This is a genomic window from Paenibacillus sedimenti (assembly GCF_014534655.1).
Lineage (GTDB): Bacteria > Bacillota > Bacilli > Paenibacillales > NBRC-103111 > Paenibacillus_E > Paenibacillus_E sedimenti.
The window spans coordinates 13750-37357 of record NZ_JACVVD010000023.1; the positions used below are offsets into that span (position 1 = coordinate 13750).

The following is a 23608-nucleotide window of genomic DNA, read 5'->3' on the forward strand; positions in this document are numbered from 1 at the left end:
GATAGGTGCATTAACCTCCAGGCTGGATCATGTAATGTAAAGGTTTCTGTGCAGCTTCAGTATCGCCTTGAATGAGTTCGGATATAAAGACTCCAAGATCCTCCGGATTATACCAATTGGATCGTGCGACTCCTCTTGCAACACGTTCGCGCGTTCGGATTGGACCTATGATAAGTTCGTATATTCTAGGCCCGGTTGATTCATGTTCAGCGGCCATTGTCAACACAAGCGACTTTTTAGCGGCATTAGTTAGTCCGATGACTCCTGCCCCCGGATAAGGACCATCGGCGCTTAGACCGCTTAAATGAATCAAGGCTCCGTCCGTCTTAAGCAACGGAACAAGTGTGCGCAAAGTACGGAAGTGGCTTGTTAGATTATCCTTGATGGTCTGATCCCAAAGCTCATCGCTCACGTCAATCAGCCTTCTGTTTGCATTCCCCCAGGTTCCAATGGTGACGACCGCTCCGTCAAAGCCGCCGAATCGCTCTTTCAATCTTTGGTAAACCTCGTAACTTCCCTCCTGATCCTGATCAAGATCGGCTTGCATGGTGATGAGATTACCGGTATCAACGCCGGAAAGATATACTCGTAAACTTTCAAACTTTTCCTCACTACGGCTAAGCGCGACCACTTTCGCTCCATGCTGGAGGAGAAGCTTTGTTATGCCCTCACCAATACCTCCTGTTGCTCCTGCTACCACAATGGTTTTCCCGGAAAGACTGTTCATACGGATTCTCCTTTCAAAATGGGATTGTTGATGATGCCTATGAATGCTATTATAGATACAAAACTTCAGAATGATAAGTACGCACTTAATAGTGGCATACTATCTTAAACGATACTATTGAAGAATGGAGCGGTTTACATGGATAATATAAAGCCTGAAACTTGCCGCTATGGCGTGGAGGCTTCTTTGGAAATTATAGTGGGGAAATGGAAGCCGATCATTTTGTTACATCTGCTGCACGGAGGAACCAAGCGATTCGGGGAATTGAAACGAATGCTCCCTGATATCACGCAAAAGATGCTTACCACACAGCTTCGGGAGCTTGAGGAACAAGAAATAATCATGCGAAAAGTTTACCCCGAAGTGCCACCGAGGGTTGAATATTCGGTTACGGAATATGGGCGTGGCCTATACGACATATTGCAGCAAATGCATGAATGGGGCATAGCCCATCTGGAATACATGGCTAAAAAAAATTCTCGATAACCTCGTGATAGGTTATGGAGCAGCAATTTGTACTTGGCCGAAAAAATAAAGACTGTCGAGAATTGGTTCCACTATACTGTATGGAAAGTGGGCGTGAGGCCATTGGACTGACATTTCTAATATTTCCAAAAAACTCGTCTGATTATGCGAAATTTTTAGTTAGTAAGAGTGATCCGGTGTGCTATCGATGGAGTAAAACGTTTCGAATCGTATTGGGCGTTCTTGGCCGGCGCTTTTTGCCTGGAAACCGTAGATGTCCGACGAAGCAGCAGTTATGTCAAAACAATCAGAGTTAGTCAGCTGTCTATCGATTGAATAATTTCACATACTCCATCATATAGATGATCTGCATCTCCGATTTTGATAAAGGAGGGGAGTTCATTGTTTATCTATACTGTAAAGACAGGAGATTCTCTCTTCTCCATCGCAGCCAAATACCAAGCTTCAATCGAAACCTTAAGAAACGTGAACCGTTTGAGAGATGCAGAACTGGTTCCCGGTCAAGCTCTGCTCATCCCTACATCCGTCTACATTGTCCAGCCTAGCGATTCATTGTATCTTATCTCTCAAATGAGCCTAACACCGGTAGAAATCCTTCGCGCTGCAAACGGACTGGCATCTGATATTTTAACCGTCGGAATGAGGCTGAATTTACCGTCTCGAAACAAATATCCGATCGTGAGTTTGAGTTATTGCTTCCTACGACACCAGAGAGAGACCGGGAAATTATTAGTGCTTTCGCGCGCTATGCTACTTATTTCGCAGTTTTTGAATATCACATTCAAGAAGACGGCAATCTGAACACGTTAAACGATGCGGTTGCCATTCAAGTTTCACGCAGCAATAGAGTAGCGCCTCTCGCGACAATTACCAATTTGACTCCGGGGGGATTCAGTCCCGAAGTGACAAGGGAAGTACTCCAATCTCCCGAACTAAGAAACCGGTTGATTAACAATATTTATACGCTTGTCACATCTAAAAACTACGCGGGTGTGAACATTGATTTTGAACGGGTAAGAGAAGACGAAAGAGATTTGTACACAGGATTTTTAAGATTGTTGAGCGAACGTTTGAGACCAGAAGGCTATACTACTTCCGTTGCCGTTCCGGCGAAAACAAGCGACGATATTCCGTGGTTGAAAGGATATGATTACGGCGGAATCGGTTCGGTCGTCGACTTCGTGTTCATTATGGCTTATGATTGGCACGAAGCAAGCAGTCCACCCGGCCCAGTCGCACCCAGCGGTGAAGTCCGGCGCACAATTGAGTTTGCTCTTCAGCGCATGAGCCGGAATAAAATACTTCTTGGCGCTCCACGGTACGGTTATGACTGGACGATGTATAATACGGAGGCGGTTCGCGGCCGCGCCGTTTCAGTTGCAACAGCTATCCGAACGGCCATGAGGTATGAAGTGCCGATCCAATATTCGACTGAATACCAGCAGCCATTCTTTACGTATCGGGATGAAGATGACAACAGACATATCGTTTGGTTTGAAGATGCCCGTGCTCGTGCCGCAAAATTTCAACTTGTGGTCGATTACCACCTTAGAGGTGGCGGCGCGTGGCAACTTGGCTTGGAATTTCCGCAATCCGCTTTTTGGGTCGAAGAGTTTTTTACATTAAATAAAGTACTTTGATTTCCTATAGCAAACCTTCCTCAGCACTTTTCCTTTCTGCTGCAACATAACGTATACAAATACAACACCTGAAAATTGGCAGATAGGCAATATATCAACGCGTAACCGGTTCATTTTGCTACGCCAGCAGACCGACGGCTCCCAGCCGCGATGCAAAGATCGAAAGCCGAAAAAAAGGACTTCGTATAAGAAAGCAACAGTACACTAGCCAGCGTAAAGAATTCCACCCGGAAGTAGCACCGAAACGGGTCCATTTCCATGATAAACGTATGGCGCAGTTGTAGAGGAGTCTGTATCGAGAGGAATGGGGTGCTGCAGATATCATTCGTTCGGATGATGTCCTTACTGATCTCCAATCGACTCGGGAACAGTGAGAGGGTATAATTTCCCCCTATAGGCAAAGGATATATTACCGGTTTCCTCCGAAACTACAAGTACAAGAGCATCCGTTTTTTCCGTTAACCCAATCGCGGCCCGGTGTCTAGTTCCAAGTTTTTTGTCAATCACCATCGTATCTGATACTGGTAAGACATTGGCAGCAGAAATAATGCGATCGCCTCGAACCAATACGGCGCCATCATGCAGCGGGCTGCCAGGAATAAAGATCGATTCCAACAACGAATGGGTCAGTGCAGCTTCAACAGTTATGCCGGAGTGAATATTCGATTGCAGCGGATCGTTTCTCTCAATCACAATCAATGCGCCTTGCCGGCGTTCGGACAAGTGCTTGATGCTAATCGACAAGTCTAAATAATTGGATGTAAAGGAGGATAAATAACACTGTAAATAGAAAGAACCCGCTATGGATTCGACTCTTTTGAAGTTTTCTTGAGTTTCGTAAAATTCACTTAAAAGGCAATAATTTTCATTATCTATCATATCTAAACTTCTCTGTATTTGAGCAACGATATGCCGCAAATATTGCTTCAACTGTTCCTTAACGGGGGATACATCACAATTATTTTGTTGCATTCGAACCACCTCGCGTATAATGCTTCTTACTTTATTTCACAAATAACGATGCTTAGTGAAAACAATGTTTAGCTAATTTCAGAGGTATTACCGTTATTATAACGGTTCTGCGGCAAACGATGCATACAGAGCCGTTGTTCTATCAAAACAGAAATCGGCTGCTTGTCGATGTATGCAACTGAAGGTGAATTGAACCACATGACTCGCGGAGATCTGCTAAAATAATATGCAAAAAATTAAAGGCTGCCGATTTTATCGACAGCCTAAAGGCACCCCTAATTGAGTGCCTAAAAATTTCTGGATTGTAATGTTGAAAGGTATCATAAATAATTTCGCCTTATTTATGATATGGTGAACCGTACCACAAATAGTGGTAAAGCGAAGGATCGAATTAGCAGTAGAATATATAGCCTTTAAGTATGAACTCGAGCATTATGTCAGTCTTGATTCATCGTTACGGATTGTTGGAATTAAGACTTAATCGCTCAAGCAACTCCGAGCCAAAGGGATGATCTATAATATAACGCCAGCTGCCGTCCGCTTGGCCTGTGCTGGTTGAGGCTGAAGGTGCCCTCTTCGTCCTTGGCCAACTCGGCATCCAGTTGCCGAAAGAACCCGTCGACGTGTTCGACCAGCGCTGCGGGCGCTCTTCCGTTATGGAAGGTGTGTTTGATTTGGAGGTTGGGGTTGACTACTGAAGTGTAACTAACACTAAGAGAAGACTCAGTTCAATTTCAGGTTGATTTAAGCTTAATATTCTAGAGTAAGGATACATTCACCGCAACAAAAATGAATCACGATGGTCTTCATCGAGGAAAACCATCGAACAAAGTGGAGGGTAACAACATGTTAAAAAGGAATTAGTCGCAGCCGGTGTAGCATCTGTATTCTTGGTGTCATTGCTCGGGGGTTGCGGTTCGAACTCGTCTCAATCTTCAGCGGGCACAGAATCTGCCCAGACGGCAACTGAATCAAGCGACAACGCAAGCGTCTCGAATACCGCAAGCAGCACTGAGCAGGCAGGCGGCGATCTGCAAGGAGGCCCTCCCGGAGGAATGATGGGCGGCGGTGCCGTTGATAAAAGCGGTGATACGGTGCTCCAAAGCATGATCGCGAATGTAGAACCGAAATTCCAACAATTTGAATATACTGATTCCGAAACGGGCAAGACCTTAGCCTATAACCTGTATATCCCGGATGATTACGACCCGTCCAAATCGTATCCAATGGTCTTGTTCATTGCGGACTCCAGCGTAATTGGCCAGGATACCACCGCCCCCTTGAAGCAGGGATCTGGGGGGGGGATCTGGGGGATGAGGAACAGGCCAAACATGAGAGCTTCGTGCTGGTGCCCGAATATCCGGATGTCATTATCGATGACTCTGGCAGCTATACGACGAATGAATTGTTGAAATGACCACAAGACTAATGGATTCTGTAGAGTCCAGCTACAATATTGACAATAATCGCATCTATGGAACCGGACAGTCGATGGGATGCATGACCGTTATGCTTCTGGCCGCGGAACATCCGGATCTGTTTACGGCAGAGATGTTTGTGGACGGTCAATGGGATGTAAACAAGCTTGCCTCTTTGGCAGGTCAGAAGTTCTTCTACTTTGCCGCAGAAGGCGATGACAAAGCATATGCCGGACAGACTGATCTGCTGCCTGTCCTGCAGAAAGATGGGGCAAAAGTGAGCACGGCCACTTGGGACGCAACCTGGTCCGCCGACCAGTTCACATCAGCGGTGAAGAGTGAGCTTGCGAAGGAAACAGTATTTATTTCGTAACGTGGAAAAAGGGAACGGTCTTGCCGGCAAGCGTTCCAGTCGGAACGAGCGAGCATATGTATTCCTTTGATCATGCTTACGGTGTTGAAGGCGTTCGTGATTGGTTGTTTAGTCAGACGAAGTAAAAGGTCGGGTAAATCCGAGAGGAGCAGTTTCTTCCGCTTACGGTTGAACTGCTCTTCACTTTCTTAGCGGTGTCGAACGGCGAAAGAACGGGGTGATTTATGGGGATTTTAGGAAAAGGGATAAAAATAGAAACGTTTGCCGATGACTTATTTTACAAAAACAAGCTGATCATCTTTATTAAAATCCGGAGAAAGTTACATAAGAGTAAATACACTGTTTAAGATAAAAATTATGAACAACGTGCTGGTTTAAGAAATATACGGAATTTCTGAATCATTATGAGCACAAGCCTGATTAGCTGATAAACGGCTATATCAGGCTTCCATCTAAGAAAAAGAAAAGCGAAGAATGCTGCTTTCATTCAGACCGACACTCACGCAATACAGCATGTTGCCAAGACGGTCCCATTTTAGAAAGCTGATGTTTTTCATGTCGCTATAGACGAGCTTATCAAGTTCAATCGAATCGACCAGCAAACGGGCAACATGCAGTTCACTGATTTTTTTTTCTTTAACAGAGATATACGCAATTTTGCCATCGGGAGCTACGTGCACGTCAGAGATGTTCCCTTGTGCCAGCAATTTATGCGTTTTATCCTGCATGTTAAAAAGAAATAGACCGTCTATGCCGTTAATGGTTCCGGAAATGAGCAGTTTCCCATTCTCAAGAGGTGCAAAATCCAAGATGTCCCCCGTAATAAGCAAATCCACTGAATTGGCAGTAGTCAGATCAATCCTATATAGTGCCGTACTGTCTCCATATCGCCCCAAAAAATAAACGCTGCGTCCATCCAATGAGGGAATGATGAAATCCGCCATTTTGATAAACCATTCTGGCTGCAAATTCTCGCGGACTCCTGATTTTGGGGAGGTATCTGCCAGGGTCATTACGATGATTCTCTCTCCCGTATTGATATTCTGGACAAACAGAGAATCATCAGACAGCCCCAAATATCGGTTGCTGTCGGGCAGCATGGACAAGGGTAGGCCGTCAAAGGTGTTTTGGATACCTTTTGTCTGTATTTCGTATACGGCAGTTTTGGGAATTGCATTTACCGAATGAGGAGCATGGGCAAATAAATTCTTTCCATCAGGCGACAGGAGAAAGTGAGTACCACCTACAGCAAATAATTCAGTGTAGGTGTTAGTGTTCAGGTTAAGGGAAATCAGTTTATCCTGTTTGGTTTTGGCGCCGTAATCGGGTATGGACAATACCAAAGAATGCGAATTGATCAGGCCGGCATCCCAGATCGGATAGGGAGTATCAAGCTTTGTCACCTTTTTTATGGATAGCTCCTCGCCGCGATTGATTGGGGATTCCCTGTGGAACAAGTTTTTGTCCAGCACTACCGTGCGAATGTCCTTGCTGTTCCATGCAAACAAACTGTTCAGGAGAAAAAAACCGGAGAGGAATATCCCCAAGATGGAAGCAAATAAGAGATAGCTTCGATATTTCTCGATTGGTCCGATCCTAGCCATTTTGTACTCCTCCAAATTGTATGACCACTTCTGTTCCCTCTCCCGGTTTGCTGTTTATCCAGATGCGGCCGCCGTGGCTTTCCACGATGCTTTTGACAATGGCCAGCCCCAAGCCTGCACTGCCTTTTTCCCTGACTTTTCGTTGGGATACCGTGTAAAAAGGCTCAAATACTCGGGCGATGTGTTCTTCAGGGATTCCGTCACCTTGATCTTTCACTTTGAGAAAAATAGCATCTTCACGTTTAAATGCTTCCACTTGAATCGTAGCGTTCACTTTTCCATATTTCATCGCGTTGTCGAGAAGGTTGATCAGGACTTCCTTGCATTTATCCTTGTCCCCTTGAAGGAAAAGATCATCGGCAACGTCACAGCTGATTTCGATCTTGAACCTTTTTCCCCGCAAGCGCATTTCATCACAGGTATCCCTGATCAGCGTCGATAGGTCTACGGTTTCAACATGATAGGCGAATTCATGGGAGGAGGCTTTGGAAAGCTGCAGAATGTCGATTACCATGCGATGCAGCCGATGGCTTTCGTTGATGATGTAAGAGATGCCCTTATCGAAAAAGTCCTTGTCGTGAAAACCATTATCCTTCAAGACTTGTGCATAGCCAAGAATGGATGTAAGAGGCGTTTTTAGCTCGTGTGTGACATTGTCAAAAAATGCCTTGCTTTGCGCCTGAGCTTCCTTCAGTGCATCTCTGTCTTTTTTGATGATTTCGATTTGCCCCTCGATCCTTCGGGCCATCCTGCCAAACCTGTCGGCCAATTCACCCATTTCATCCCTGGAGCCGATCTGGATAGCAAGATTGAAATCACCGGTAGAAATTTGCTCCGTGCTTCTGCTAAGTATGCGGATCGGTTTGGTAATTTGCCGTGCGATGACGAAAGAGGTCAGCAGAATAAATACAAAGATCCCGATGGCAAGCAGATTGAGAATGGAGGTAAACCTTCGATTCGACTGATATAGCTCTGTATAATCCTTGCTGTATCTCATGATACCTAGCATTTGACTGTTCGATTCAATCGGATAGGAGAGTGCAGCGGTAACCTTATTTTCACCATGTGTTACCGTATAGGCCGTCTCCCCCTTCAACGTCAACGCTTTTGCAAGGTCGTCACCGGAGGCTTGCGCAAAAGGCAATGAAACGGATCGGGGATTGCCGTGGGAATCATAGATGGCAATATCGCCCTCCATCTGCGCGCTTAATCCCTTCGCCAAGTGATCAGCTTCAGCGTCGAGGGTCATTTTATCCAGCACCATATTATTCAGGAGAAAGTATTGGATTACATAGGTATCTAACGTTTTTCGCGCCTCGATCATATCCTTGTGGATGAGTTGCGAGACGTTTTGTGCTGTGATCCGGTCTGCTGCAAAAAGGAGCGACGACAATCCCACAAAGGCGACAATGGAGAAGGACAGCAGGATCTTGTATTGGATAGATAGTTTCATAGGCTTACACCATTTTATAGCCAATGCCAAAGATGGTTTCAATCAAGGACGTTCTCTTCCCCTCATCCAGTTTCTTCCTCAGTCTTTGGACATGGATATCCACTGTCCGCGTATCTCCCACAAATTCAAACCCCCACACCTTGTCCAGCAAGTCTCCTCGAGTAAATATCCGACCTCTGTTTTCTGCCAAAAAAACGAGAAGATCATATTCTTTATTGGTAAGCTCCACTCTCGTTCCATGTTTGCAAACCTCTCTTTTTTCCTTGCACAATTCGGTCTCATGGCCCAGTTGTATGACATCGAATCGATAGGTTCCTGTCGTTTCCGAGGTCAGCTCGATCCTTCGGAGAATAGCTTTGATTCTGACGATGACCTCGCGGATTTCAAAGGGTTTTGTTATATAATCATCAGCTCCCAATTCCATGCCCAGAATCTTGTCAACGGTATCTGACTTGGCCGTGATCATGATAATGGGGATGGTATACTCATTTGTCACCCCTTTGCAGATATCGAAGCCGCTCATATCCGGGAGCATTACATCCAGGAGAATGACGTGTGGATGAAAGGCAGTGATTGCTTTCAATCCCTGCTCGCCAGTTGAAGCGACATCGGTAGCAAACCCCTCTTTCCTGAGAGAGTAGGCTAACAAGTCGGAAATGGATTCTTCGTCTTCTATAATGAGAATTCTTTTACGGTCCATAATGAAAACCTCCCCCTCCATTATAGACGATTTTCCGTGCGTCAGGCATGGAAGGAAACAGATTTTACAAGTTGGATACAAATGAACGATAGGCTGAAACAGTTGATAGTTAGACTGCAAGCATGATGCGAAACCGCATCAAAAACCTGTGTTCAAAAAGGAGAGATAACCATGAACAAAAAAAACTGATAACGGCCAGCAGGTGGTAGCTTAACGAATTCAGACCTGAGGTGATGGTCCAAATATGGAGGTCATGCAGATTGACCACACCATCCACCTGCATTAAAGTCTCGCCCATCTGCCCGCTATAGTTGAAAACCGTAAGTGATATCCTCATGAAATCTTGAAAAGGAGATTGTTATTATGAATAAAACATTAATTGCTGCAACTGTAATGTCCGTAGTAGCCGTTTCAACATCTGCTGCAATTTTGGTCGGCACTGCAGATGCTGCCGTTTCCAAGGTATCCACAGCCTCAGCCCAACCAGCTAGTACGGGAGTAGAAGCAGCCAGTGTAGAGTATATGAAGAGAACGGTATTAAGCCCTGACGGTAAAATCGTGAATGTTCAGGAGGACTGGCAGGATACAAAAGCCTCCCGCTACAAAGGTGTGCTCACAACGCCATCCGGAGACGATCCGGATAACCTGATAACAACGGTAGAAATCATGAATGGAAAGCAAGGAGTTTCCTATAGAAAGGATTCAGACGGCAAGATCATAGAGGGAGCCAAGCACACCCATCCGCAAGCCAGTAAGCCAATAAGTATTTTTGCAATAGAGAAGGAGCGCTACACCCGACAAGAATGGAAGAATCAGGAGAAGGTTACCGAAAACGGAGTCACCTATACAAAATTGACCAAGACTTATACATCCGTCGGTACTAAATATAAGGAGAACATTTTTTTGAACCAAAGCGGATTGCCGGTTAAAGGCACAATCTTCACAATCAAGGGCGGGAAATCTACACTGCTGTTTAAAGTAAACTATCAATATGACAAGCTGAAGGCCGATAACGCCTTGTTCGATGTGGATAGTGTAAAGCTTCCTGAAAAGTAAAGATAAGAAGATAAGCGACTATCATAATTTTATTTAAATTGTTTACAAGTGAGATACATCCAACCGATGGAATGTTACATGTGACCTCTATACTGAGATCAAGGTGATCGGCTTGATCACCAAATAATAATGAATCAAAAAGGAGAGTTTTATTATGATAAAAACAATTATCGCTGCATCCGTTATGACCACTATCGCCCTTGCCCCAACTAATGCACTGGTAGCAGTCAATTCTGCTGACCAGTCGATCAAACCAGCTGTCGTTAGCGCTGTAGCAGCAGATTCTGCTGCTTCGGGAAAGAATTCGCTGTTGCTGCAATATCTGAAAAAATCTGGTTATGAAGCAAATGGAGATTCTCTTGGCTATGAGGAAACCTGGGGAGATCCGCTTACTTACAATCAAAGAACAGATGCACATTTTGAAGGAGGCAGCATGAGTTTTTACTCCCTTTACAATGGGACAACTTCAGCCAAGGTAGTAAAAGATGAGAAAGGTAACATTACAGACGGCAGCATGGTAACCGAAGCTCCGGAAGACAGTGCTCCAAGTGGTCCATTTTATGAGCTAATGGCAAAAGAATATCAAAAGCCTGAATGGAAAAATGCCGGTACAGTAGCAGAGGATGGCAAAAAACTTAAAAAAGTAACGATAGATCGTATCTCACACGAAGGTACATCTGCAGAAAATATGAAGAAAGTCAAAATTAGAGAAACAGTTTATCTGGATGCAGCAACCGGACTTCCGGTAAAGAGTGAGGTTCATGAGGAGAAGAGTGGGGAAATGGTGCTTCGAAATACTTTTACGTATGAATATGACCGGAAGGACAGAGATCAGGAACTGTTTGATATCAGCGACATGAATCTGAAGGATTATACATCCGAAGAAGTGAAGACTAACAACCCGCATCTCCCGATTGGAGGCAAGTTGCCTAATCCGATGGCTGATCTCGTAAGTGAAGGGACGATTACAGAAGCCCAACGTACAGCCATTGAAACGGCTCTTGGCCAAGCTAAACAAAACGGCTTTGATGAAAATAAAAGCGAAGAGGAGAGGCTGAAAGAAGCCCTGGCAGGCATCGTAGTCGATGGCACCATCACACAGGAGCAGGCTGATATTGTCATAAATTTATTTAAATAAGGAAACCTGCGTGGAGGGGCGGTCCCAAAGTCGAAATGACTTCGGGGCTGCCCCTTTAAATTCTGTTTACAGGCCGAAAATATATCTGTTCAAAAGCATAGAAATCGCAACATTTCATTCAGGAGAAAGCCTATCGAGAAGGAATAAACGGACAAACGAAACGATTGCGAGTGATTTGCACGTGATGATGGAGGGCCGGATGCTGCTGTGCAACCATTGAAGCCGCATTTTCAGTCGTACCTAATAAGGTAGGGATAATCAGATGTTGTTTGATCCATCGAAAGAACACTTCTATGCCCCAGCGTGCTTTATAGATATAGATCGCTGCGATTTGTTCAGATAACACGTGGCGCAAATTCGTAACCACACGAATCTGATATCCGTGGTCATCATAAAAAAACTCAACGCGATGCCGCTTTTCGGATCGGCACTGTTCCATCCCCAATTGGCATGTGATGTCCCTAGTGACATTGGAGCCTTTCACCGCTTGGCGTTGCAATGATCGAGGATTGGCCTGAATCTAACTGATGTGACTTGGGCACTAAAATAATCGTGGCTAATCCATAGTGATAAGCTCCCCATAAGGTAGACAGATGAAATAACGAAAATCTGTTTATCGTATGGAAGGCTTGTTTTATGTCGACAAGCAACTACTCGATCGAGTATAAATTTATCTGCTCTTCAGACCTGGTTAGAGGGGAAACTACGCTTAGGGAGACCGCTAAACTCTTTCAAGTTGGTACAACTTCACGATTGAAAATGCGGTAAAAGAAGTATATGAGGGTGATTTCCTAAATGAATAAATCAATCTCTAGCTGATGCTGAGCTAAGAATTTTCTTCAATATTGAATCATTAAGGTGCTCCTAGTATCGAAAGGACGACTGGACAAGGATCTCAAAACGTACAAAGTGGCTGGTCATCTTGTTGCTTCCTTAGAGGGATTTCGTTCTACCGTTGCAAACTCTCAGTTCATTCTTCAGCACTTCTCTGATGCCGAAAGGTAATCATAACTGAAAAGTGTTGGTGTTTATGGTATAACACTACTCTACCATAAACCCACTATTCTAAAAAATTCCAGCCAATTGCAGGGTATTAGTCCATGCCTGAATTAAACGACCCACGTACACTGAACCATATTTATAGGGAGGTGTCGTTGTTGAGTTGTCTGGATAGAAATAAACGATGTAAAAAGAAAACCGTAATGGTATACCGTTCAAAAGGAAAAAAGGAGAAACCTCGCCGTCGAGTTATAAAAAAATAGTGCGGGTACCGTGTCCCCCGCCTAAAGGACAGCAATTACTTCAAGAACTTGCGGGAGCAATTGCAGAGGCTGGACCCGAAGGGCTTGCCGGAGCATTTGGACGCCAAGGAATAGCAGGACTTGTAGGAGCGATTGGCGCACTTGGACCCGAGGGACTTGCGGGTGCACTTGGACCCCAAGGAATAGCAGGACTTGTAGGAGCAATTGGCGCACTTGGACCTGAGGGACTTGCCGGCGCACTGGGACCCCAAGGAATAGCAGGACTTGTAGGAGCAATTGGCGCACTTGGACCCGAAGGACTTGCAGGAGCACTAGGTCCTCAAGGAATAGCAGGACTTGCCGGAGCGATTGGTGCAGCAGGGCTGGCAGGACCAGCGGGACCAGCAGGCGCAACGGGTCCAGCGGGACCCGCAGGGCCGACAGGTGGAGTATTAGGCTTTGCAGATTTTTTTGCCTTGATGCCTCCTGATAATGCAGCAACTGTTGCTCCCAACACGGACGTAAGTTTTCCGCAAGATGGTCCAATCAGTGGGACTGAAATTACGCGTGTAAATGCGAGCTCATTTAACCTGGCTACAATTGGTACTTATCAGGTTCTGTTTCAGGTAGGTGTAAATGAACCGGGTCAACTCATTTTAACACTCAACGGCGCTGACCTGGCTTATACGGTGGTCGGGCGTGCAACAGGTACTTCTCAACTCACAGTTCGAAATCCTGCTGGCAATGCCGCGGCACTCACGATCACTCCATTAGCTGGAGGAACAAGGCCAGTTTCCGCACACCTTGTTATTACGCAAATTGCATAGAGGAAAAGAAATACAGTGTTTTTCGATAAAAATGTAATATAAAACAGGGCTATGATCGCCGATGGACACGTTAAGCTGAGCCGTACCATAAATAACGGCAATTTTGGAACAAACATACCCTAATACAATATTTGAAATAGAAAAAATGTTAAAAAATAGTCGGTACCATTCCCCCATCCATACGGATTGGAGAACCTTTAAATGCGGATGCATAAGGACTACATATAAATGTAGTTAGTCTACCTATTTCAATAGGCTTGATAAATCGCTGTATTTCAGATTGAGGTAGGTTTGTAGTCATAAATTCTTTCTCTTTTTCTATAAAAGTCATATCTTCATTCGGGTACATACCCTCAATTATTTGATGCACATTTTCAGAGAGTGTTGGTCCTGGCATGATCGTATTGACTGTAACTTCTGTTCCTATTGTTAACTTAGATAAGCTTTTTGACAATGATAATAGCATTGATTTAGTCATAGAATACTGAGGCATTAGTCCTGAAGGCATAATTGCTTCTTCACTCGCAATAAAGATAATGCGGCCATAATCATTTTTCAACATTTTAGGTAAATAAAATTTAGATAATCCATTTGCAGCAAGAACATTAGTACGGAAGTATTTTTCCCATACTTCATCGTCAACGTCCTCATATTGCATAATTTCATAAATACCCATATTGTTAATTAAAATATCAATATTGGGGAATTTTTCAAATAAAACTTCTCTTTGCCCAATATCCACAACATCGGCTGTAGCATTTTGAGGAGAGGTAGCCGGGAAATCTGACTTAATTTCATTAACAGTTCGTTCTACCTCTTCATAATTTCGTCCATTAATTAGTACATTAACACCTTCTTTGGCAAGTTCAATGGCAATTGCTTTACCTATACCTTTCGTTGATCCTGTAACTAAAGCTGTTTTATTGTTTAATCCCATATCCATAATCATTTCTCCTTGTGCTCCGGATAGTGTCTATATTACCTTGTCTGGATTGTTCAGTAACTAGCATATTGCGCCAAAGTTCTTGTTTATCACGCCAAATGATAAAACTCAGTAAATATCAGCTCTCTGTAGAATTGGTCAGGTTGGGAATTCTATTAATGAATAGTCAGTATTCCTAGCCGTCCTTCAGATATCGAGTTTGCACCTAAATGTTCAGTACGCCAATTTGAAGGAGTATTACCTTCCCAAAGGCGGAAGGCACGGTAGAACGAGTTCTGATCTTCATATCCAAGGAGGAATGCAACTTCTTTAATATCGAGCGAGGGGTCTGCCAAGTACTCTCGTGCCTGCTCCTGTCGAGCTTGTGTCAACAGATGCTTGAAGCTCGTGCCTTCGTCAGTAAGCCGTCGCTGCAATGTACGATCGCTCATCCCCAACTCGCTCGCGACAGCCTGAATGTCTGGGCGCCCTCCTGTTAGGCTGCGTTTCATGATCCACTTGACCATCTCAGTAATTGAGCGGCTGCGCTGCTGTTCATCCAACGATCGGTCCAGAACGGGAGTCAGGATCTCCAGCAACTCTTCGTTGTACGAGACAAAGGGGCGGTCCAGATCACTTCGATGTAGCGTCAACCGGTTACATTTTGCACCAATCTTGATACGGCAGCCGAAGTAAGCTTCAAGGGCCTGTACATCGCCCATTGAGTGCGAAAACTCGACGAACCGCGCCGTCAAAGGTTGACCGGTGCCCCGGCGCCCAAGCTCCAGAAGAATTGCCAGCGTGATACCAACCAGCATCGGCGGACCGGGTTGCTCGGTATACAGCCATTCCAGTTCGATTGTACAGTGCTCGCCCTCCTCTGTGATACGTAAGCTTTCAGGGGGACACAGTTGTTTGTACCGAGCCATTCGGTTTAGAGCGTCGCGGTAGTCACGAGCGTGGTAAGTCGCTAAGACGGTCGGTGGGTACTTCGCTGTTTCAAAGACGGTCGTAAGCTTGATGATTCCTTTGGCAGTGTCGCCAATGAGATCGGAATAAGCCTGCCAGATCGCGAAATATTGGGCGGTGGTGACTGCAACTGGTTCAGTAATAATGGTGAGCGGCAGTCGTGCTTTACGAACTACATCGTGGGCGGCAATCCCTAATTGACGTAATCCTGCCCAAAATCCTGGCGGGATTTTAATACGGTCAGAGGTATGAGACGTCATACATATGGTCCTCCTTTAGCTGCTTATATATTCATTAGCTCTGGTTGTGATTGGCGTCCTGCTTGTTGACGGGAATGTTAATATAATACCTTCCTAATGTCACTCTGTAACTAGCATATAGTGACATTTCACTTGCCAATTACGCCAAATCTTAAGTGCACATAGAAAAGGATACTCTGATGTCCGTTAGTAATAAGTGTCTACATTAACGTAACGAAGCTGCCGTTTGTACCGGCAGCTTCATTAAAAAAGTCATAACTAAAACTAAGTTTTGTCGATCGTCCGTTTAGCCTAATCTGCCCGTGCCTCTATGTCAATTGAGTTGTTGTTTCTCGTAAACCTTTTTCTTATAAGCACGCATACGAACATAAAGGGGATATACGCGTAAATAAAATAAAGTCCGACGGTTCCGTACAATTCGGAAATCCAATCAATGGTGCTGCGATCCGTAATGAAGTAATTCAACGTCACAGCCGCAATTAGAAAAACAATCAAACTGAGTGGCTGTCCAATGCGAAAAGCGGTTTTCATTCCCCGGCAGGCCACCCATAAGTAAACGGAAATACCGGCTATAATATTTATAAACCATAATGAAATGAAAAAGTATTCAAGTCTCTGGAGCAGCGGCACTTCAAAGATACTGATCATATCCAGTGTCGGCCATATGGCATACGGCAGCTGACCTTCGCTGAAAAACATTAATGTCAAGATTAAGATCATCAAATACAAAAATGTAACAAATATCACTACACTATGCGCCCATTTTTGCGACTTTGCCGGTGTTTTTATAAACGGATAAAATATAAGAAGAGTCTCGAACCCCAAATATTCAAACACCATACTTTTCGAAGACAGTAAAATGTCGGTTGCCGTATGGTTCAGCAGCGGCAGCAAGTTTAAGGGTTGCAAGAACGGCAAGGTAAGTAAGACTTGCGGAATAACGGAAGGCAAGGAAATCAACATAGTCCAAACGCCGATTCCTGTAACCGACCGGAATCCGCCGCACACAACATAGTATATAGTGACAGCGAAGATGATACTGATGGGCAGAATGTTTATTCCTGGAAATAACCACACTTGAACCATATCAATATAGACTTTTAATTTAACAAATGCCCCGTAAACAAAATAAAGAACAACCGCCGAGTTTAAAAAATTACCCCAAAATTTCCCGAAAATTGTATTGTTAAGTGTGATTATCTCTTGACCGTCACGATTAGACGATAATATGTTATAAATTATCCATAAGATTATATGGATACTAATACTTGTAATAATAACGGATATCCATGCGTTATATCCGGCATGCACGATTAACTTTCTTTGGTAAGTGATAATTCCAACCCCGACAATGCTGGAATAAAGAGGAAAAATGATTAAGTAGGGAGATACCATGTATTTTTCGCTGATTTCATTTCTCACACAAATCCCGCCTCTCAAACATACAGTGCTGCCATTCCTCACCGGCCGGTCTGGACAACGGTAACTTTAACGCTTACCGTCGTTTTTAATGCATCATAATGCTCTTCAAAATCTCGAGCATCCCATTGATATGATCTGCTTCTTATCTGATCGCCGAAACCTACCGGGTCCACGTTATTTCTTTTGCATAATGATACAAACTTTTGAATTTCTTTTTCAATGTATGCCTCCATAATTTTCTCAAGCTGTGCACGTTCATCCTCCGATCTAAGATCGATCCATGTAGGAGCATGTCTAACTTGTACGTCCATTTTCACACGGATTGAAACGGATGCCGGAGGTCCGATGCTAATCACCTTATATGTTGTCTTAGAACCGGTACTGTTCATTAAGAAAAAATCGCCGCGTTGTTGATTTGGTCGCCTGACAGGAACCAGGATGCTCCCATTCTTTGAGTTTCCCAGCAGCATCTTCAGTATGAATGCATCCTTTAAACCGATTTTTGTTTGGAATTTACCGGCTTGGAACAAAGCTAAACCGTCGATTTTTATTTCTCCGCGTTCTACTGTGAAATACGGTAAGAAGACATCCCGTCCTTCGCCTAAAAAATTAAAAGAAGTTTTGTGAAGGTTCATCAACGGCAAATTTCCGCGCCTAATATTCTGCTCAATCATATCGAATAAAAAATACGGATCACGTTTGTTTTCGGTTACGTTTAATATTTCCAAAGCGTCTCGATCCGCAACGCCGAGGTGCGCTCTGAGCGATATTTTGGGATCGCGCATCAGACTGGCGATTGCTGTTTCGATACCTTTGCGCGCGAACGTTTCTCCAAACAATGCCATTCTCAGCTGTCCGTATTCAATCGGGAAATCAAGTTTCGTGTTAAGCCTTGGCATGATGTCGTATATGGAGTTCGGCTCCGTTATGAAAAATTCTAACTTAGCTTTTCCTGCTTCTTCGTAATTGGTAATAACAACAGCGCTTCGTACTCCATTCTCGACGGCATCGTAACCGACGGTTTGGACAAGTTTAATATTATTCACAATATTTTGTTGGTTGCATGCGGTAATCAATGTACTTAGAACGATAAAAAGAAAAGTTTTTCTCAAACCCATTGTTCCCGCTTTCTCCCATCATTCGTCGTAAAAGTCATTCTTCTTCCGTCTAACCGGCTCAGGTTTGTACCTGATTAAAGAATGCGGTCTTAAGTACCGCAGCCTATGATTAAGAAATTGAAACGACGGACGAATAAAGCTGTCCCTAAGATCCAGAACCCGTAAAGGATATATTGGCACGATATACGGAAAGCCTAATGAGGTCAGACGGGTAATATGGACGAGCAAAAAAACAATCCCGATAAACATGCCTACTCCGCCCCATAAGGCTGACATAACGATCATAGGGAAACGCAAAAACCGTATCGCATTCGACATCTTATAAATCGGCGTCGCAAACGAGGCCAACGCCGAGAAGGCGACGATGATGACCAGAATATTGCTTGTCAAACCGGCTTGGACAGTAGCTTGTCCAATAATAATCCCTCCTACGATGCCTAATGTTTGACCGATCTTTGTCGGCAATCTGGCGCCGGCTTCCCGGAGAAATTCGATTGTTATTTCCAAGAAAAGAACTTCAATCAGAGGGGGGAACGGGACATTTTTTCTGGAAAAAATTAGCGGCTCCAACAAATTCCTCGGGATAACCTCGTAATGGAAAGTGGTTATGGCGATATACATTGACGTTGCAAATAAAGAAAAAATAACCCCGAAAATTCGAATCAGCCTAAAAAAAGAACCCAAGATCCAAGGCAAATAATAATCTTCCGGGGAAATGAAAAACTCAAACAATGTAGAGGGTGCCGTAACAAAATAAGGCGACCCGTCGCTTACGAACGCGACATGTCCGCTGATCAGGGAATACACTACTCGGTCTCGGCGTTCCGTAGTCAAATATAACGGAAACGGCGTGAACGAGTTGTCCGAGATGAATTGGTCCAAAACGGATGTATCCCAGATAATGTCATAATCGATTTGCTTCAGCCTTTGCTCTAGGGTTTGAACGATCTGTTCATTGGTCACCCCGTCAATGTAAATAATAGCGACTTTTGTTTTGGATGTTGATCCGATCGTTATTTCCTTTACAATTAAGTTTGGAATGTTGATTTGCGCTCTTAACAAGCGGATGTTCGTATCCAGGTTCTCTACAAACCCGACCTTCGGTCCGACAACGCTGAACTCGTTTTCGGTATCGTTGTTTTTTCTTAATCCTTCATTACTCGCAACATTAACAAGTACACATTTCCGATCGTATTGATCAAGCTCAACAATTGCATATCCTTTGAATAGTTTCGCTTGGATGTCTTCAACCCGATCCGTTATCTCTACGTCATCAATCGGAATCCAGTCTTTTATATCCTCGAGCTGCCAGAGCTCGGAATCTAATGCGCGGTTTTGCACCGGAAGAATCAAATTGGACTGCAGCAGCTTCTCATCGATCAAAGTTTTGAAATATGAGATGCTTACTTGTTGCTCGGCAATAGAAATATGAATGGTTTTAAAGTCGCTCGATTTTACGGAAAGATTTTTTAATTGATCGATGTCCTTGAGGTCCGTTTTCAGCTTATTCATCATATTTTCAGCCCATAATTTTATTTTGATAATGCTATATTTTCCACAATAACCGTAATTATTCTTGCTTTGCATAATAGTGGCTTACTCTTTTGAACTATGAAGAACGGCATCCCTAAAAACTGGCCGAATATGAAAAAGCACGCTTCGATATCTAATTTGTCTTAAATGATTGCCTAATCCTCTCAATGAGCCCACTCAATTTCAAAAACAGCTTCGGTTGCAAAAAGCCCGGAGCCTATTGTTAATGGAGTCGGCGGATGCTACTGAGGTTGCATATAGGGCTGGATATGAAAGTGCATCTCAGTTTAGTCGTGAATATTCTCGTATGTTTGGTTTTCCCCCCAAGGCGGACATAAAGCGACTGAAGGAGACCTTTGAGCAAATAGAGAGGAATACAGATCAAATTTTCGTTGGGACACTCACCTAATAAAGAGTGAAATTGATGACAGACTATTCAACGGGAAACCATAGTGCAACTTAAAATACAAGGCAGCCGCGTTGCAGCATTGTTCCATTTATGGAGCATATGCAAATTACCTTGCTTCGTGTCCACAACGTCAAAAATTCGACAATACAGGAGAAGATCTGGAGGATTTGATCTCGATAGGGACGATCGGATTGATCAAAGCGATCGAATCGTTCTCGCCTAACAAGGGCACGAAGCTGGCGACATTTGCGGCGCGTTGTATCGAGAACGAGATCCTGATGCATCTGCGTTCGTTGAAGAAAACGCGCAAGGATGTGTCCTTGCATGACCCGATCGGAACGGATAAAGAGGGGAATGAGATTACGTTGATCGACATCCTCGGTACGGAAGCTGATGATGTCGTGGATAAGGTGCAGCTGAAGATTGAGAAGTCGAAGATCTATAAAAATTTAGATATACTGGATGATCGTGAGAAAGAAGTCGTGGTGGGCAGGTTCGGGCTGGAACTTGGTGGGGAAGAGCGGACGCAGCGGGAGATTGCGAAGGAGCTGGGGATTTCGCGGTCCTATGTGTCTCGGATTGAGAAGCGGGCGCTCATGAAGCTGTATCATGAGTTTTATAAGGCGAAGCGGTGAGCTATCTCAGTTTAAAAATTAAACTTATCATCAGATAGGTTAGAAAATATCTGCCTTAGGCAAAGCTCGGGGCAGATATTTACTTTGGAAAACTAGTACAAGCTGCTGATTATTTACCTGATTGTTCACTAGGTTTCATGTCTAAAGTATATTAAGAACTAACGTTCTTCTAATGGGTGGAGAAAAATGATTCGTGAAAATAAGAAAATAGCAAAAATGAAGAAACGTAACTTTTGTGCATTATTTATTCTGTGCAACTAATAGCCGCGGCATTTGCCGTGGCTTATTTAGGTTGCAAAAAGAACGAATTAATAATCTAGCATCGGTATAACTCATTGCTCGCACTAATCAGTCTATCTACCAACATTTTTAGTATATCTTCAATATACACTTCAGCAATACTATTTGATCTTACAATGAGACTCTTTCCTAAGGGGGAAGATATTCTGAAGAATTCATATCCTTTCTTTATTACTTTAACCCTAGTATTTGACGGGATAACATATTCAACGTTATTGTCATTATCATCTAAGGAGTAATAGATAATTTCTTCAGTTGTTATATGCATCAAATCATCTCCAATTTTTGTAAGGTAAATCCTATTATAGCAGAATGGTCGCATAAAGCAACATTATTATATGAATTGGTTGCTCTTTGTGTCGGCTTTTATTTGTTGTTAGTTGCATCATGCGACTGTATAATAAAATTGTGCTCTTACTTTCTTTATGATAGGAGGCTACTAGTGAAAGAATTACTGACTTCATTAAGGAAGAGTAAAAATTTATCCCAGTATGAAATGGCAGAGTTATTAAATATTCCAAGATCGACTTATGCTCAATATGAAGTAGGTAGAAGGCTTCCGGAAACTGAAACTTTAAAAAAACTTGCATTATTTCATAATATTTCAATTGATGAGTTACTGAATCTATCGGTTGATAATTCCAATAAAATAGATCTGACTTTTATTCTTTCAAACGATAAGTACATAATTACATTGAATGGAAAAGAAATGAGTATGAGCGATCGTATTAAATTAAAAGAGATGGTTACTGTAATGTTTGGTCAGCAATATATGAATCAGTAAGTCACTAAAGACACTCCCAAAAGAGTGTTTTTCTTTTTCAAATTTTTATTATTAAGCAGAGCATTCGACAGTATGTGATACTAGGGATATTGTAAAATTCTAAGGTGGAATTAATTTTGGGCTTTATGGAGGTGGTGAGATAAATGTTATGAGTCTAGAACATACAGAAGTTGAAGAAACTTTCTTAGAAGAAATGCAACTGGAAAATGCCGGACGAGTAGATAGTAGATATGTTTATCTACCAATACATCGTTTGGGATTTGCAGAAATTAAAAATGAAGTAGTGTTTTATGTAGGGCTAAATGTTAGTCGAATCGAAGAATGTGGAGGACTTCCAATTGAGTGGGATGTAATAAAAGTAAGACTAATGAATAATAAAGGAAAACTGATATGGTTAACAGTAAAAGAAGGTAAGATCGTTCCAGAATAAAATCTTAACTTTGAAAATAATATTATTTTTGGCGGTGCGTTCGAATATATCTCGAACGTACCTAGACCAAAAATAAACTAATATACATTTGGAGTTCAGACATAGTATGTGCATTTTTTGAATGAATACAGAATAGATTATTTATTAAAGTACATTGTATGATAATTGAATCAAATTCAATTTATTTAGTCGTAATCATACTTGAAACTGTAAAGATTTGAATTAGAAAAATTAATTATGAGGAAGCAATGCTATCTAAATAAAACGATGAAATATGAAAATCCCGAGGATCTGTATTGAGATTCCACGGGATTTACTTTTTTATTCTGATTTAATCTTATCTACGATTAAATTAATCTTGTCCAACATACCTCAATCGCATGCCTAATTAAGCGTTCAACTTCTCTACCTGTGGAAAGATGTATGCCAAATAAGCGAAGGACGTTCAGATGAAGAATTTTACCTTGCTTTGTGTCCATAACGTCAAAAAATTCGACAATACTGGAGAAGATTTGGAGGATTTGATCTCGATCGGGACGATCGGATTGATCAAGGCGATCGAGTCGTTCTCGCCTAATAAGGGTACGAAGCTGGCAACGTTTGCAGCGCGCTGTATCGAGAACGAGATCCTGATGCATCTGCGGTCGCTGAAAAAAACGCGCAAGGATGTGTCCTTGCACGATCCGATCGGCACGGACAAAGAGGGGAATGAGATTACGTTGATCGATATCCTCGGTACGGAGGCCGACGATGTCGTGGATAAGGTGCAGCTGAAGATTGAGAAGTCGAAGATTTATAAAAATTTAGATATATTGGATGATCGGGAAAAAGAAGTAGTGGTGGGCAGGTTTGGGTTGGAGCTTGGTGGTGAGGAACGGACGCAGCGGGAGATTGCGAAGGAGTTGGGGATCTCGCGGAGTTATGTTTCAAGGATTGAGAAGCGGGCGCTTATGAAGCTTTATCATGAGTTTTATAAGGCGAAGCGTTAATAAGTTATCACAAATATTGAAGTTTTGGGGAATAACCGATTTACTATTGTGTCGCGGATCGAGAAGCCGGGCGCTGATGAGGCGGTGAAAAGAGAGGGGGGGGGGGGGGGGGGGGTAAAATGGAACCCAAATAATGGAAAAATTTAAAAAAAGTTTAAAGAGTGTGGGGACATTTTTTTAAAATTAATAAAAAACCGGGGGG

At 43.2% G+C, this 23608-nt stretch carries 19 protein-coding genes and 4 pseudogenes; 12 read left to right on the forward strand and 11 right to left on the reverse strand.

All coding sequences use genetic code 11. The features are described 5' to 3' along the window. Window positions 1–10: 10 nt before the first annotated feature. Complete coding sequence (locus ICC18_RS31820; protein ID WP_188178429.1) at window positions 11–727, reverse strand: SDR family oxidoreductase; 717 nt, start codon at window positions 725–727, stop codon at window positions 11–13. Between the two features lie 138 nt (window positions 728–865). Between ICC18_RS31820 and ICC18_RS31825 the strand changes: the two genes are divergently transcribed. Together ICC18_RS31825 and ICC18_RS31830 are read left to right on the forward strand one after the other, a co-directional pair. Continuing rightward, a complete protein-coding gene (locus ICC18_RS31825) occupies window positions 866–1213 on the forward strand; it encodes a winged helix-turn-helix transcriptional regulator (protein ID WP_188178430.1) in 348 nt (115 codons plus the stop codon). Between the two features lie 381 nt (window positions 1214–1594). Next, a pseudogene (locus ICC18_RS31830) lies at window positions 1595–2853 on the forward strand (glycosyl hydrolase family 18 protein). A gap of 342 nt (window positions 2854–3195) precedes the next feature. On the opposite strand, the gene cdaS reads toward ICC18_RS31830, so the two are convergent. Then, window positions 3196–3825: a sporulation-specific diadenylate cyclase CdaS gene (gene cdaS, locus ICC18_RS31835; RefSeq protein ID WP_188178431.1), complete on the reverse strand. Its 630-nt coding sequence runs from the start codon at window positions 3823–3825 to the stop codon at window positions 3196–3198. Between the two features lie 890 nt (window positions 3826–4715). On the opposite strand from cdaS, the gene ICC18_RS31840 reads away from it, so the two are divergent. Together ICC18_RS31840 and ICC18_RS31845 are read left to right on the forward strand one after the other, a co-directional pair. Beyond that, window positions 4716–5237 (forward strand): alpha/beta hydrolase family protein, encoded by a 522-nt coding sequence (locus ICC18_RS31840; RefSeq protein ID WP_188178432.1) that lies wholly within the window; start codon window positions 4716–4718, stop codon window positions 5235–5237. A gap of 1 nt (window position 5238) precedes the next feature. Then, the gene (locus ICC18_RS31845; protein WP_188178433.1) at window positions 5239–5616 is read left to right on the forward strand and encodes an alpha/beta hydrolase-fold protein; all 378 of its coding nucleotides are present in this window, start codon (window positions 5239–5241) and stop codon (window positions 5614–5616) included. Between the two features lie 452 nt (window positions 5617–6068). On the opposite strand, the gene ICC18_RS31850 is transcribed toward ICC18_RS31845, so the two are convergent. Genes ICC18_RS31850 through ICC18_RS31860 form a run of 3 tightly spaced genes read right to left on the reverse strand, consistent with a single transcriptional unit; the run spans window position 6069 to window position 9373 of the window. Then, window positions 6069–7220, reverse strand: coding sequence for a TolB-like translocation protein (locus tag ICC18_RS31850; RefSeq protein WP_188178434.1), 1152 nt, complete (start codon window positions 7218–7220; stop codon window positions 6069–6071). After that, complete coding sequence (locus tag ICC18_RS31855; protein WP_188178435.1) at window positions 7213–8673, reverse strand: sensor histidine kinase; 1461 nt, start codon at window positions 8671–8673, stop codon at window positions 7213–7215. The genes ICC18_RS31850 and ICC18_RS31855 overlap by 8 nt, the downstream gene beginning before the upstream one ends. A gap of 4 nt (window positions 8674–8677) precedes the next feature. Next, the gene (locus ICC18_RS31860) at window positions 8678–9373 is read right to left on the reverse strand and encodes a response regulator transcription factor (protein WP_188178436.1); all 696 of its coding nucleotides are present in this window, start codon (window positions 9371–9373) and stop codon (window positions 8678–8680) included. A 363-nt stretch (window positions 9374–9736) separates the two neighbouring features. On the opposite strand from ICC18_RS31860, the gene ICC18_RS31865 reads away from it, so the two are divergent. Continuing rightward, on the forward strand, window positions 9737–10429 hold the full coding sequence (locus ICC18_RS31865; protein WP_188178437.1) for a hypothetical protein: 693 nt from the start codon (window positions 9737–9739) through the stop codon (window positions 10427–10429). A gap of 154 nt (window positions 10430–10583) precedes the next feature. Further along, window positions 10584–11567 carry a hypothetical protein gene (locus ICC18_RS31870; RefSeq protein WP_188178438.1) on the forward strand — a complete coding sequence of 328 codons (984 nt, stop codon included), beginning with the start codon at window positions 10584–10586 and terminating at the stop codon, window positions 11565–11567. A gap of 223 nt (window positions 11568–11790) precedes the next feature. Here the strand turns inward: ICC18_RS31870 and ICC18_RS31875 are convergent. Next, window positions 11791–12072: pseudogene (locus tag ICC18_RS31875) on the reverse strand (transposase); the annotation flags it as partial. 756 nt (window positions 12073–12828) lie between these two features. Here ICC18_RS31875 and ICC18_RS31880 point away from each other — a divergent pair. Beyond that, on the forward strand, window positions 12829–13635 hold the full coding sequence (locus ICC18_RS31880) for a collagen-like domain-containing protein (RefSeq protein WP_223193051.1): 807 nt from the start codon (window positions 12829–12831) through the stop codon (window positions 13633–13635). A gap of 148 nt (window positions 13636–13783) precedes the next feature. On the opposite strand, the gene ICC18_RS31885 is transcribed toward ICC18_RS31880, so the two are convergent. From ICC18_RS31885 to ICC18_RS31905, 5 genes are all read right to left on the reverse strand, one after another. Next, window positions 13784–14578, reverse strand: coding sequence for an SDR family NAD(P)-dependent oxidoreductase (locus ICC18_RS31885; protein ID WP_188178439.1), 795 nt, complete (start codon window positions 14576–14578; stop codon window positions 13784–13786). A gap of 155 nt (window positions 14579–14733) precedes the next feature. After that, window positions 14734–15786: a helix-turn-helix transcriptional regulator gene (locus tag ICC18_RS31890; RefSeq protein WP_188178440.1), complete on the reverse strand. Its 1053-nt coding sequence runs from the start codon at window positions 15784–15786 to the stop codon at window positions 14734–14736. A 291-nt stretch (window positions 15787–16077) separates the two neighbouring features. After that, window positions 16078–17181: a GerAB/ArcD/ProY family transporter gene (locus tag ICC18_RS31895; protein WP_223193053.1), complete on the reverse strand. Its 1104-nt coding sequence runs from the start codon at window positions 17179–17181 to the stop codon at window positions 16078–16080. A 65-nt stretch (window positions 17182–17246) separates the two neighbouring features. Next, on the reverse strand, window positions 17247–18326 hold the full coding sequence (locus tag ICC18_RS31900) for a Ger(x)C family spore germination protein (RefSeq protein WP_188178442.1): 1080 nt from the start codon (window positions 18324–18326) through the stop codon (window positions 17247–17249). 18 nt (window positions 18327–18344) lie between these two features. Then, the gene (locus tag ICC18_RS31905) at window positions 18345–19841 is read right to left on the reverse strand and encodes a spore germination protein (protein WP_188178443.1); all 1497 of its coding nucleotides are present in this window, start codon (window positions 19839–19841) and stop codon (window positions 18345–18347) included. Window positions 19842–20031: 190 nt separating this feature from the next. Here ICC18_RS31905 and ICC18_RS31910 point away from each other — a divergent pair. The 5 genes and pseudogenes from ICC18_RS31910 to sigK (ICC18_RS31930) all read left to right on the forward strand — a co-directional run. Further along, window positions 20032–20268 (forward strand): annotated as a pseudogene (locus tag ICC18_RS31910) (helix-turn-helix domain-containing protein); the annotation flags it as partial. A gap of 131 nt (window positions 20269–20399) precedes the next feature. Then, a pseudogene (gene sigK / locus ICC18_RS31915) lies at window positions 20400–20903 on the forward strand (RNA polymerase sporulation sigma factor SigK); the annotation flags it as partial. Window positions 20904–21645: 742 nt separating this feature from the next. Continuing rightward, window positions 21646–21987 carry a helix-turn-helix domain-containing protein gene (locus ICC18_RS31920; protein WP_188178445.1) on the forward strand — a complete coding sequence of 114 codons (342 nt, stop codon included), beginning with the start codon at window positions 21646–21648 and terminating at the stop codon, window positions 21985–21987. Window positions 21988–22135: 148 nt separating this feature from the next. Beyond that, the gene (locus tag ICC18_RS31925; protein ID WP_188178446.1) at window positions 22136–22417 is read left to right on the forward strand and encodes a hypothetical protein; all 282 of its coding nucleotides are present in this window, start codon (window positions 22136–22138) and stop codon (window positions 22415–22417) included. Between the two features lie 449 nt (window positions 22418–22866). Continuing rightward, complete coding sequence (gene sigK / locus ICC18_RS31930; protein WP_188178447.1) at window positions 22867–23406, forward strand: RNA polymerase sporulation sigma factor SigK; 540 nt, start codon at window positions 22867–22869, stop codon at window positions 23404–23406. Window positions 23407–23608 lie beyond the last annotated feature (202 nt).